The 12,145-nt window shown below is 64.2% G+C and carries 9 protein-coding genes and 3 pseudogenes; 9 read left to right on the forward strand and 3 right to left on the reverse strand.

Going from position 1 to position 12,145, the window contains the following annotated elements:
- Nucleotides 1-21: 21 nt before the first annotated feature.
- Complete coding sequence (locus AC1Z3O_RS08990) at nucleotides 22-897, forward strand: alpha/beta fold hydrolase (protein WP_483515284.1); 876 nt, start codon at nucleotides 22-24, stop codon at nucleotides 895-897.
- A gap of 592 nt (nucleotides 898-1,489) precedes the next feature.
- On the opposite strand, the gene AC1Z3O_RS08995 is transcribed toward AC1Z3O_RS08990, so the two are convergent.
- The 3 genes and pseudogenes from AC1Z3O_RS08995 to AC1Z3O_RS09005 all read right to left on the reverse strand — a co-directional run bounded on the left by AC1Z3O_RS08995 (nucleotide 1,490) and on the right by AC1Z3O_RS09005 (nucleotide 2,897).
- The gene (locus AC1Z3O_RS08995; RefSeq protein WP_483515286.1) at nucleotides 1,490-2,179 is read right to left on the reverse strand and encodes a Bug family tripartite tricarboxylate transporter substrate binding protein; all 690 of its coding nucleotides are present in this window, start codon (nucleotides 2,177-2,179) and stop codon (nucleotides 1,490-1,492) included.
- Nucleotides 2,180-2,192: 13 nt separating this feature from the next.
- Nucleotides 2,193-2,486, reverse strand: a pseudogene (locus AC1Z3O_RS09000) (Bug family tripartite tricarboxylate transporter substrate binding protein); the annotation flags it as partial.
- Between the two features lie 162 nt (nucleotides 2,487-2,648).
- Nucleotides 2,649-2,897, reverse strand: coding sequence for a hypothetical protein (locus AC1Z3O_RS09005; protein WP_483517670.1), 249 nt, complete (start codon nucleotides 2,895-2,897; stop codon nucleotides 2,649-2,651).
- A 68-nt stretch (nucleotides 2,898-2,965) separates the two neighbouring features.
- Here AC1Z3O_RS09005 and AC1Z3O_RS09010 point away from each other — a divergent pair, with 68 nt between their 5' ends.
- From AC1Z3O_RS09010 to AC1Z3O_RS09045, 8 genes and pseudogenes are all read left to right on the forward strand, one after another.
- Nucleotides 2,966-3,892 (forward strand): DNA-binding protein, encoded by a 927-nt coding sequence (locus tag AC1Z3O_RS09010; RefSeq protein WP_483515288.1) that lies wholly within the window; start codon nucleotides 2,966-2,968, stop codon nucleotides 3,890-3,892.
- Nucleotides 3,889-5,232 (forward strand): annotated as a pseudogene (locus tag AC1Z3O_RS09015) (tyrosine-type recombinase/integrase). Before AC1Z3O_RS09010 ends, AC1Z3O_RS09015 begins: the two are co-directional and overlap by 4 nt.
- A 769-nt stretch (nucleotides 5,233-6,001) precedes the next feature.
- A complete protein-coding gene (locus AC1Z3O_RS09020; protein WP_483515290.1) occupies nucleotides 6,002-7,522 on the forward strand; it encodes an amidohydrolase family protein in 1,521 nt (506 codons plus the stop codon).
- 27 nt (nucleotides 7,523-7,549) lie between these two features.
- Nucleotides 7,550-8,653, forward strand: coding sequence for an ABC transporter substrate-binding protein (locus AC1Z3O_RS09025; protein WP_483515292.1), 1,104 nt, complete (start codon nucleotides 7,550-7,552; stop codon nucleotides 8,651-8,653).
- A gap of 23 nt (nucleotides 8,654-8,676) precedes the next feature.
- Nucleotides 8,677-9,579 (forward strand): ABC transporter permease, encoded by a 903-nt coding sequence (locus AC1Z3O_RS09030; protein WP_483515294.1) that lies wholly within the window; start codon nucleotides 8,677-8,679, stop codon nucleotides 9,577-9,579.
- The gene (locus AC1Z3O_RS09035; protein ID WP_483515296.1) at nucleotides 9,576-10,409 is read left to right on the forward strand and encodes an ABC transporter permease; all 834 of its coding nucleotides are present in this window, start codon (nucleotides 9,576-9,578) and stop codon (nucleotides 10,407-10,409) included. Before AC1Z3O_RS09030 ends, AC1Z3O_RS09035 begins: the two co-directional genes overlap by 4 nt.
- Before the next feature lie 23 nt (nucleotides 10,410-10,432).
- Nucleotides 10,433-11,230 (forward strand): ABC transporter ATP-binding protein, encoded by a 798-nt coding sequence (locus AC1Z3O_RS09040; protein WP_483515298.1) that lies wholly within the window; start codon nucleotides 10,433-10,435, stop codon nucleotides 11,228-11,230.
- 193 nt (nucleotides 11,231-11,423) lie between these two features.
- Nucleotides 11,424-11,720 (forward strand): annotated as a pseudogene (locus tag AC1Z3O_RS09045) (DUF4158 domain-containing protein); the annotation flags it as partial.
- Nucleotides 11,721-12,145 lie beyond the last annotated feature (425 nt).

Below are 12,145 nucleotides of genomic sequence, written 5' to 3' on the forward strand. Positions count from 1 at the left end.
TTACACCGAGGATACGCAGATATGAGCATTGGTAAAGGTATGTACACCGAAGCAGATACGAGCCGGTTCGCGAAGGTGCGCGACGGCGACACCGAATTCAATGTGCACTACAACGACGCCGGTCCGGCCGACGGCCAGGTCGTCGTGATGTTGCACGGTTCGGGTCCGGGCGCTACGGGTTGGGCGAATTTTCACCGCAACGTCGGCCCGTTCACTGCGGCAGGCTACCGGCTCATCCTGGTCGACTTCCCGGGATGGGGCAAGAGTGATGCGGTCCTGATCACCAGCGGGTCGCGTGGGGAATTCAACGCCCGGATTGTCAAAGGGGTGCTCGACCACCTGGGCGTCGAGCGCGCACATGTGATCGGCAACTCGATGGGTGCCCACAGCACTACGGCTTTCGCTCTCGCGAACCCGGATCGTGTTAAAAAGCTAGTGCTGATGGGGGGCGGTACCGCCGGCATAAGCCAGTCTGTGCCGCTGCCGACCGAGGGCATCAAGATGATGAACCAGGTGTATCGTGAGCCGACGCTTGAGAACGTCAAGCGCATGATGAGCGTCTTCGTTTTCGATCCAGCCGCACTTACGGACGACCTGCTGCAAATGCGCGTGAACAACATGCTGGCGCGTCCTGATCACCTCGAGAACTGGACCAACAGCCTCGCAGCGAACCCCAGGCCATTCAACGATTACGGTCCGCGCCTGTCGGAGGTGACGGCACCGACGCTGTTGATCTGGGGCCGCGACGACCGCTTCGTGCCGTTCGACGCGGGCCTGCGTTTGCTGTGGAACCTGCCGAATGCCGAACTGCACGCCTTCAGCCGTTGTGGTCACTGGGCCCAATGGGAGCACGCGGAAAAGTTCAACCGCATAGCGCTGGATTTCCTGGCGGACTAATCGCTTCGCGTAGGCGCTGACAAACGGGTTTCGATCCGCGCCCTCCCGGCCCGAAGATCGTCTCCAGCCGGGGGGGCAACCTTGGACGCGTTCGGTGCGCAACCGTGCGGTGGTGAGATCTACACTTTCTGGCGTGCCGTTCGGGACAAAACTGTACGACAAGTGCTCGGATGGCCGCAATATGGTCAAGCGAATGGGCTGCAACCCACATCAACAAAGGACTCGGGGCTGATTAATAACCGTATCAATCTGAAGGAAAGGACGATTACCCCCTTAGGGCGAGGACCAGGGGGCGCGCCTGGATGCCGGCCTGGCACACTACAACGCGAATCTCGAGCTCCTGCGCGATTTCATTTACGTCGGTGGCGACCGGGCAGCGGCCCGAATACCCCAGGTCAGCACCACGGGGCGACGAGCGCAGCGTGGTGGCACTGGCACGGCACGGACCCGTGCCGGCCGCGTCGCGCTGATACCTGGATCTGCTGTCCGACTCGATGTGCGTCCTGGCTCGGTGCCTCAACCGGGCGTAGGGATGTCTTCTGGCACAGCAGGTGCGCGCGCCCGGCGGACCGAGCCGGACCTGCGCGCCCGCTCAGTCCGAAAGCGTAACGCCGGCATCTTGGATGACCTTGCCCCAGCGGGCATAGTCGCCGACTAGGCGCTTCTGGAAATCGGCAGGCTTATCCATGATCGAGGGCGTGAGCGCGGTGGCTTCGAGCAGGCCCTTGACCTTGGCGCTGGCGACGACCTTGTGCAGGGCCTGGTCCAGCTTGGCAACGACATCGGCCGGAACCTTGGCCGGTGCGAAGATGCCGACCCAGTTCACCACGTCGAAGCCGGGTAGGACTTCCTGGGCGGTGGGCAGTTGCGGGAGAAACTCCACGCGCTTGGCGCTGGTGACTGCCAGGCCGGTAAGGCGGTTTTCCTTGATGAGGCTGTAGAGCGGCGGCAGGTCCATCACGATGCCGTCGACGTGGCCGCCTACGGTGTCGGTAAGCGCCGGGCCCGCGCCGCGATAAGGCACGTGCGCGATGTTGGGCCGCACCTTCTTGAGCAACTCAATGGTCAGGTGTGGCAGCCCGCCGGTGCCCGAGGACGAGAGCGTCACCTGGCGCGTCTTGGCCAGGTCGAGCAGGTCCTGCAGGTTCTTCACATTCTTGAGCCGCGGGCCCACGGCAATGGCTTCGGGGGTCATGGCTACGGTGTTGATCGCCGCGAAGTCCGTGGGCGTGTGGAAGGGCGGTTTCTTCAAGGTTTGCGGCGAAAGCACTACGGGGCTCATGCTGCGACAGCAGCAGTGTGTAGCCGTCGGGATCGGTCTTGGCCACAAAGCCCGCGCCGATGATGCCGTCGGCGCCGGGGCGGTTGTCGACGATGACTGAGGTGCCCAGGACTTGGCCGAGCTCGGGGGCGATGATGCGCGCCGCGATGTCATTGGAGCCGCCGGGCGGATAACCCACGATCAGGTGGATGGGCTTTTCGGGGTAGCCGCCGGCCATGGCGGGCAAGGCGACGGTCATGGGAAGCAGGGCTAAGGATGCGGCCAGTTTGCGCAAGGTATTGCGCCTGGGGGCTTGTTGCGTGCGCATAGTGTTGTCTCCGTCTCGTTATAGGTGCGTGTGATCCATCTAGCGGCCGCCGGCGATTCAGGAGCCTGGCGTGTTGACTGGTCTCTTCCCCGTCTTTTCCCCGCGTTCCTGAGCCTTGGCGGACCGCCTACCGCGTCAGCGGCGTTTCGCGGCTCGTTTTAGTCAGATAATCGGATTTATCTTGTTTCCCTTGTCGTCCAATGCCTCGATCAGGGCCGGCACCAGGGCTTGCCACTCTGCCACGGCGCCTGCTTGGGCAACATTGAAAATATTGGCTTCGGCGTCTTTGTTGATCGCAACAATGGGGTCGCCTTGATTCCCTTGCAATTTACCGGGGTAGCAACCCCTAGGTCCCGTGCGGGTTTCCGGGTGTCGCCCCACTGAAACCACAATGAAATCAGTCACTTCCACGTTTTGTTTGCCATTCTAACGTTAGCAACGTATGTTAGATTGGTCTGAATTCCGCTCTGGATGCCACGATGCCCCGTCCTGCCGCCACGCCCGAACAGATCCGCGCCACCGTGCTGACCATGCTGGCCGAGGCGGGCGACGCGGAGCCGCCCACCGCGGCGCGCTTCCGCCGCGCGGTGTCGGTGCGAAAGCTGCGCGCACGGCTCGGTGGCGGCGACCCGGGCACGCTCTCGCGCACGCTCAACGCGATCGAGGCCGAGGTGGTGCGCGCAGGCCTCGCGGACTTGGCGCTGCCGGAGCTCCCGCCCGAGATCGCCGAACAAATGCGCGCGCTGTGGCACGCCGCGGTCGCGGTGCAGCTCGACGACGTGGTGCGCCTCAAGCGCGACGGCCAAGCCAGGATCGAGGCGGCCGAGGCCGCACGCGCCGAGGCCGAGCTGCGGGTCGAACTGTTGCGTGACGAACTGACCGAAGTCCGTGCGCAATTGACGGCGCGCGACACGGAGCTGGCAGAGGCCCGCGCGACTCTGGCCACCGAACATGCCCGCGCCGCACAGCTGGCCGCGCAACTCGGCGAACGAGAAGCGGGGCTGGCCGCCGCGCAGGAACGCCTCGCGGCCGGCGAGCGCGCGCAGGCTGAGGCCGTCGCCATCGCGCAGGCACGTTACGAGGCCCTGTCCAAGCAGCTGCTGCAGGAAACCGCGCACCAGCGCGACGCGCTGTCGGCCGAGCGCGGCCAGCACGCCTCGCAGCTCAAGTTCGCCGAGCGGCGCGGCGCGGCGCTCGAGCAGGAGCGCAGCCGGCTCGAGGCGGAACTCGCCGGCGAGCGTGCCGCGCGCCAGACCGCTGTCGGCGAGGCGAGCGCGCTCAAGGCGGTCAATGCCAGCCAGCGCGCTCAGCTCGATGAGCTGCTGCGCGCGACGCTGGCGGCCGCGGCACCCCCGACGAAGACGCACCGGGCTAAACCCACGACCAAGCGCGGGAGCCGGGCATGAACCCCGCCGAGTGGGTCGACACGGCGACCGTGCCGCCGCCACACCTGCCACCGACCGTCGACGCGGCGTTGGCTTACCTGGCTGAAGCGCTCGGCCACCCGGCCTACATCCACTGGACGCTTGCGCGCGTCAAGCGCCGCTACGGGTCGCTGGCCGAAGCCAAGGCCGCACAGCCGGCGGTGCTGAAGCTGCTGCTCGCGCACGACGCCGCAGTCGAATACTGGGAGCGCGGCCGCCTGCGCACGGTCCCCGCCGAAGAGGCACCGGGCCCGGATACGGTACTGGCGCGGCTGCTGCACACCCACCGGCGCCGCTTCCAACAGACCTCGGCCTCGACTGCGCCATGCACTGTGACCTCCTCGCCGGCCGCGGCCAGCCTGTGGCTCGCGACCGAGGACGCGCGCACGCGAGCGTGGCTGGCGCGCGCGGGACGCTTTGCACAGCCGCACGCCGCCACCAACACGCTGGGCGCCAGCGACGACGCGCAGGCGCTGGCGCTCTTCCTGCGCGACCGGGCCGGGCGTTCCGCGCATACGCGGCGTGCCTATGGTGCGGAGTTGCGCCGCGTGATCGGCTGGTGCGAGGCGCGCGGGCTCGGGCCGCTGTCCGACCTGACTCGCCAGCAGTTGCTCGCCTACCGCCACGCGTTGCAGCAGCCCGCGCCGACTTCGCGCCGACCCGGCTGTTGCCGCCAGCGCTGCTGGCCGCCTGCGATGCGTGGTGCGCGTCGCCTGTGACGGACGCGGACGACGCGCTGGCTGCGCGGCGCCAGCGGGCCATCTGGGCGTTGTTCCGCTATGCCGGCGTCCGCCTGGCGGAGTTGACGTGGTCGGCCGACACGGGGCTGCCGCGCCTGGCGGCCGAGGCGCTGGACCCTCTACGTGCGCGGCAAGGGCGACAAGACGCGCGCCATTCCGTTGCCGTCGACCTGCGTCGCCACCGTGCGCGCCTACCGGCTCGCGCGCGGTCTGCCGGCTGAGCCCCCGGCGCACGAGGTGCTGCCGCTCATTCATGGCAACAAGGGCGAGGCGCTGCAGGCCGCAGGGCTGTACCGCGAGATCAAGGCGTTGCTGGCTGGTGTGGCAGTCGGCCTGCCGGACAACGATCCCTTGCAGATGTTGCTGCGTAAGGCCTCGCCTCACTGGCTGCGTCACGCATACGCACGCACGCTGGTGGTCGATCACCAAGTGCCGCTGCCCGCCGCGCAGGCGCTGCTCGGCCACGCCTCGGTGCAGACCACGGCCGCGTACGCCCGGACCGATCTGAGCCAGCTGCGAGAGTTTGTCGAGCAGACCTTTGCAAATCCTCCGGGCAGTGGCCCCAGCACTGTCAGGCCTTGACGATTGCGGCGAGCCCGGGCTCGTGCCGGGTCATCGTCCGTTCCACGATTGGCTTACGTAATCTTCGTTTTGGACTGTTGCCACGTGTCGATCTGTGGAAACGTTTGGCCGTCCAACGAGACGCCGGGGCCTGACCTGCGCAACCCCGGGGCCGAAAGACTGCGGCATGACCTCAGCCCAGTTCCAATCCGATGTCGACCGCCAATCGTGCGTAGTGGAGTGCCGCCTGCTCGGCTGCACCGGACGTGAAATAGTCGCACCCATCACCGGCTGGCCCGCACGCGAGAGCCTGTCCAGGGTCCGCGCTGCGAGTCTCCGTGACGGCGATCAGGTATCCCCACTTCTGCCCAGGTGGGCGGATTTCTTCACCCATTTCGATAAGCGGAAATGCGATGACATGGATGTACGTGCCTCGGTACATCCTGCTGATCCAACTGGCGGATCCCCATCGCCGACGTTGGCTCCCAGCTGCAGCGTATCGTTGGCGTGGGCGGTTGGGGGGCGCCGAGCGACATTAAATGTGTCACCACGCGCCACCACTGGCGAACCGCCTCCTTCGCCACCTCCTTCGCCACCACCGCGCCCACCACGGCCGAAGCGATCGGCAAAGTGCTCGATGAAACGCTCTGCATGACACATGCGCTCGTTGAATTCGCGACGCGGATCGAAGGACAAATATACAAATCAGGAATGATTCGTTGCCGAAGCGGCGCTCAAAACGCACCATGAATCAATCAGAACCAGCCAACCAACCCAACGGAGCTCACGCATGAATACCCGCCTCAACCCCCTCAAGGCTTCTCGTTCAGCAGCTGTCAAGGCACGTCTTGATCACCCCGTGATCGACACCGATGTGCACGTGAATGATTACCAGCCGGTGCTTGAAGACTACATCGCGCAATACGGTGGCAACAAGCTCGTCGATGCCTTGCGCAAGGCACTCGGTGGTCGCTTTGTGACGCGTGATGGCGGTGGCAAGGACTGGTATCAGCAGACGCCCGCAGAGCGCGCGCACAACCGCACGCTGCGTGCGCCATGGTGGGCGCGCGTCACGCGCAATACCTACGATCTGGCGACCTACACCATCCCCTCGCTGCTGCATGAGCGCCTTGAGGAGCAGGGCTCCGACTACTCCATCCTGTTCCCCAACGATGTGCTGTCGCCCGCCGCTGCGGGCTCGGAATTCCGCCAGCCGCTGCATCGCGCGCTGAATCACTTCCACGCCGACCAGTACCGCAAATACGCGGACCGTCTCACGCCCGTGGCGGGTATTCCCATGCACACGCCGCAAGAGGCGATTGAGGAGCTGGACTTTGCCATCAACACGCTGGGGCTCAAGGTCATCAACATCCCCGGCGGCGTGCGTCGCCCGATTCCTGCGATTGCCGAGAAGTACCCACGCGAGCAGCATCCCGAGATCGCCAAGCACGTGGGCTACATCGACTTCTACGGCATCGACAGCCCCTATGACTACGACCCCTTCTGGGCCAAGGTGGTGGAGCTGGGCGTGCCGATCACCACGCACTACGGCAGCCAGGGCTGGACGGGCCGCAGCTCGATTTCCAACTACATGAACAACCACATCGGCCACTTTGCCGATGGCTCGCAGGCCTTCGCCAAGGCGCTGTTCTTTGGTGGCGTGACGCGGCGTTTTCCAAACCTGCGCGTGGGCTTGCTGGAGGGCGGCGCTGATTGGGGATCGCACGTCTACACGCATCTGGTGGACCGCTGGGAAAAGCGCAACCGCGACGCGGTGCAGAACTACAACCCGGCAGAGGTCGATGTCGACCTGCTCGCTGCGCTGTTCGAGCAGCATGGCGGTGAACTGCTGCAGGGCCGCAGCGTCGATAAAAGCTCGCTGGTGCGCGACAGCCTTGGCATCTCGGCACTCGCGCACAGCCGAGAGCCGAATGCGGATGAGATCGACGATTTCGCGCTCGCAGGCATCGAGAAGGCGGAAGACATCCGTGCGCGCTGGGTCGATCCGTTCTTCTTCGGCTCCGAGGCCGATGACCGCACCGTGGCCGCTGCATTCAACGATCGCGTCAACCCCGGCAAGGTGAAGATCAACGCGATCTGGTCTTCCGACGTGGGCCACTGGGACGTGCCGGAATTCACCGAGCCGCTCGCAGAAACATGGGACCTCGTGGAGCAGGGCGTGATCTCGCAGCAGGACTTCAAGGCACTGGTGTTCAGCAACCCGCACAAGTTCTACACCGAAGCCAATCCGCGCTTCTTTGAAGGCACGCAGGTGGGCGCAAAGCTCGCGGCCAAGGCCGCTGCGGCGTAACCGGGCAGACATCGAGGGGCACGCGTTATGAAGCAGACATTCACATCCACAATTCGACGCTGGCGCGCAGCGTTGGCACTCTCAGTGCTGGGCATTGCGTTGGCAGCGCACGCCGCGCCGCCGGAGACCATCCGCATCGGCGTGGCGCAGGCCGGTGGTGGCGATCCCATCACCTGGGGTGGCTCGCCCGGTGGCGTGGTGCGCAATCAGCACTGGCTGGAAGACGCGCTCAAATCCAGCGGCGTGAAGGTGGAGTGGCTGTTCTTCAAAGGCGCGGGCCCGGCGGTGAACGAGGCGCTGTCCAACAAGCAGATCGACTTTGCGTATCAGGGCGACCTGCCATCGCTCGTGGGCCGCGCGAATGGTCTCGACACCAAATTGCTGCTCGCCAGCGGCACGCGCAGCAACCTCTATCTGGTGACGCCGCCCAAGTCCGACATTCACTCCATCGCCGATCTCAAGGGCCGCAAGGTATCGATCTTTCGCGGCACCAACGGCCATATCGTGGTGATCAATCTGCTCGCGGCTAATGGGCTCACGGAGCGCGATGTGAAGGGCGTGAATCTCGACTCCGGCAGTTCGCAGGCTGCGCTTGTGTCGAACGGTGTGGACGCTGCGTTTGGCGGGCTTGAATGGTTCAAGGTGCGCGATCAGGGCCTCGCCAAGATCGTGTACTCCACGCAAGGCAAAGACTCCGCCTTCACGCGACAAGCGGGCCTCGTGGTGCGCACGGAGTTCGAGCAGGCGCATCCGCAGGAAGTGCAGCGCGTGGTCGACGTGTTCGTGCGCGCCGCGCAGTGGGCATCGGACGAAAGGAACCGCAGCGCGTTGTTTGAGACATGGGCCAAGGGCGGCATCCCCGTTGCCTCGTGGGCGGCGGACTTTGAAGGGCAGTCGCTTGCCGTGCGCAATTCGCCGTTGCTCGATGAGTTTGTGGTGAGTCGTTACAAGGCGGTTCTCGGCGACGCACTCAAGCTCAAGCTGATCCGCAAGAGCGTGGCGGTGAATGACTGGATCGAGCCCAAGTACCTGCGCGCTGCCCTCAAGAGCCAGGGCCTTGAAGGACACTGGGCGCCGTATGACGCGGCTGGCAAGCCCGTGGCTGCGGGCGCGTCGGTCGCATCGCGCTGAGGGCGCACAAGGAGCAAGCGAGCATGCAATCCAAATCAAGCCTTACGTTGTCACAGCGCGCGACAACTTTGAATGCGCCGACGCTGAACACCTCGACGGTGAGGGTACCGGTGTGCGCGCCCGCGCCGCGCGCTCAAGCACGCAATCAAAGCATTGCATCCAGCATCGCCCCCAAACTGCGGCGGGTTGCATGGATCGCCGCGCCTTGGTTGCTGCCGCTGGTGCTTCTCGCGTTGTGGAGCTTGGGCGCAGAACAAGGCTGGATCGCGCCGCAAGTGCTTCCCGCGCCCGCGCAGGTATGGGACACGTTGCGCGACCTCGCCACCAGCGGCGAACTGTGGATGCACGTGAGCGCAAGCCTGCAACGCGTGCTCGTCGGCTTTGCAGTGGGCTCGCTGATTGGCCTGGCACTCGGCACGGCCATGGGCCTCTCGCGGCGTGTGGAGGCTTATCTGCTGCCCACATTCAATGCTCTCGTGCAGATACCGGTGCTCGGCTGGCTGCCGTTCATGCTGCTGCTCGTGGGTATTGGCGAGCCGCTCAAATACATCCTCATCGCCAAGGCCGCGCTGGTGCCTGCGGCCATCAACACCTTGCAGGGCTTCAGGCAGACGCCGCAGTCGTTGCGCGAAGTGGGCGCGGTGTATGGCTACACGCCGCGCCAGCAGGTGCTGGAGATCGTGCTGCCGCATGCGATCCCCACGCTCTTCACCGGGCTGCGTCTGGGCTTTACCAAGGCGTGGCTGTCGTTGGTGGTGGTGGAGCTGGTGGCATCGAGCGAAGGGCTGGGCTACCTCATCGTCTATGGGCGCCAGTTGTTCCAGCTTGATCAGGTGATGGCCGCAGTGCTGGTGGTGGGCGCCATCGGCTATGCAATCGACAAACTGTTGGACGTGGCCGAGCGCCGCGTGAGGCGTGTGCGATGAGTACCGTTGCAGCAACTCCTTCATCCGCACGCGTTGACAGCGCGGAGGTGACCACACTGCAACCGCTGCGCACGCGAAGTACGGGTCGCTGGCGGGGCTGGGTACTTCCGTTGGCCGCCGTCGCGCTATGGTGGATTGCTTCGCGCTTGAATCTGGTGAATTCCGCACTACTGGTGTCGCCAGAAAAAGTGCTCGCCACCGCGTGGGAGCAGATCGAGAGCGGGCGACTTGTGCGCTCGCTCAGCGCAAGCCTTGCGCGTGAATTCACCGGCTTTGTGATTGGCACGCTGGGTGGCCTGGTGCTGGGCGCATTCCTTGGCCTCTCCACATGGTTCAACCGTCTGGTGGGGCCGAGCTTCAATACCTTCAAGCAGATCTCGCTGTTTGCATGGATTCCGCTCATCTCGGTGTGGTTTGGCTTGGGTGATATGGCGAAGGTGGTGTTTCTTTCGCTCGCCGCACTGGTGCCCGTGGTGGTGAACACCTGCGACGGCATACGCACCACACCGCCCACGCTGCTGGAAGTGGCACGCGTGTTCGGCTTCACGCGCTGGCAGGCGATCACGCAAGTTGTGTTGCCTGCCGCGTTGCCCAGCATCTTCACGGGCATCTATCTGGCGCTGATCTACTCATGGCTTGCAACGATTGGTGCGGAGTATCTGCTGGTGGCGGGTGTTGGCATCGGCAATACGCTGATCGAAGGAAGCGAGCATTTCCGCATGGATCTGGTGCTCTTCGGCATGTTGGTGATCGGTCTGGTGGGGTGGGTGCTCAATGCATCCGCACGGTGGGTTGAACGCCGGTTGATGCGCTGGTCAGGCCGCGCGTAAACGCACAATTTGTGGAGTGACTTATGACGAATCCGGTTCATTCAAACAACGATCTGCGCATCCAGCAACTTGGCAAACGCTATGCGAGCACACAAGCCGCAGGCGGCCAGCTGGAGGTGCTTCGCAATATCAATCTGCATGTGGAGGCTGGCAGTTTTGTGTCCATCGTGGGCGCGAGTGGCTGCGGTAAATCCACGCTGCTGCGACTGGTGCTGGGACTTGATGATGAATACGACGGGCGCATCGAACTGGGCGGCCAAGCCATCCACGGCACTGGGCCGGAACGCGGCATTGTGTTTCAGGATCACCGCCTGTTTCCTTGGCTCACCGTAGAGCAGAACATCGCCGTGGGCCTGCGCAACGCGCCGCTCTCTCTTGCTGAAAAGCGCGAACGCGTGGCGGAGCATGTGGCGCTCGTGGGTCTGCGGGGCTTTGAGCAATCGTGGCCCAATCAGATCTCTGGTGGCATGGCGCAGCGCGTAGCCATTGCACGCGGCCTTGTGAATCGCCCGCGCGTGCTGCTGCTCGATGAGCCCTTTGGCGCGCTCGATGCACTCACCCGTGCACGCCTGCAGAACGAGTTGCAACGCATCTGGCAGAAAGAGCGCATCACCATGCTGCTCGTCACGCACGATGTTGAAGAAGCCGTCTTCCTTGGCGATCAGGTGGTGGTGATGGAGCCGCACCCGGGGCGCATTCGCCGCATCATCAACATCGATCTGCCGCGCCCACGCCACCGCAGCGATCCGCGTTTCATTGCATTGCGTGATGACGTGCTGGATGACTTCATGGAGCCCGAAGTGCTCGCCAATCGCGCGTGAAATTGCAGTGATCTATGCGCGTGCCAGCGCCCGGCGATATCGGGTTACGCCAAGATACGGGCAATCAACTATCATAATTCTTCTGGTTATATAGACGGAAAGAGCCATTCCTGTCTGTTATAACGCTAGTCTGGAATTTTGCCAGCGTCCTCGGCTAGACTGGCTGGCCCTTCAGCGATTGCCGAGATCCTGTATGGCCACCGTCGAGCGTACCGCTTACCCGCGTTTCCCGAAGGTTTTCTCCGCCAAGGAGCTACAGGCGTGCTACACGCCGGGTGCCGAGGAATTGGAGTGGGCCACCCGTTCGACCCGTGGACAAGGTCCGCGACTTGGCTTGTTGGTGCTGCTGAAGGTCTTCCAGCAATTGCATTACTTTCCTAACCTGGGCAGTATTCCCCTCATCGTGATCGACCACGTGCGCGCCAGCGCTGGTCTGGCGCCAGATGCCGCGTTTGGCTATGACCGCACAACGACGCCCTCAGCAATCAGGTCGGCGGACAAGCGCTGACGAGCACTTCCTGGACGGCCCGTCGTTCAACCTGGAGCCGCTGCAGCACATCAACAGCCTGCTCCCGCGTATGCCCCAGATTCAATGGCAGCGAGGGCTGGCGGCCGGTGGAAGAGAAGTGGAGTCTGAACACGGTCGGACCTACGCCAGTTGGCCCATTTCCTAGAATGAGAGATGGAAGCAGCCGCACGTGCAGGACGGCGTTATGAAACTCCACAGGCATTCGCACCACTTAGCGCGGTGAATGCCGGATTGGCGTGCCGCAATTCGCCGTCGGAGTGGTCTTTCTGGTCGTCGAACTGGCCGCTATGGCTGATGGGTCGTGCGGATGGTCGCCGCGACTGTCATCGGCCGCGACGTGCTGTCGCAGGCAGTGGCTTGATTGCTGCCCCTCGCTAAGGAGAGGG

The sequence above is a fragment of the Cupriavidus sp. 09_S30 genome (genome assembly GCF_056930435.1).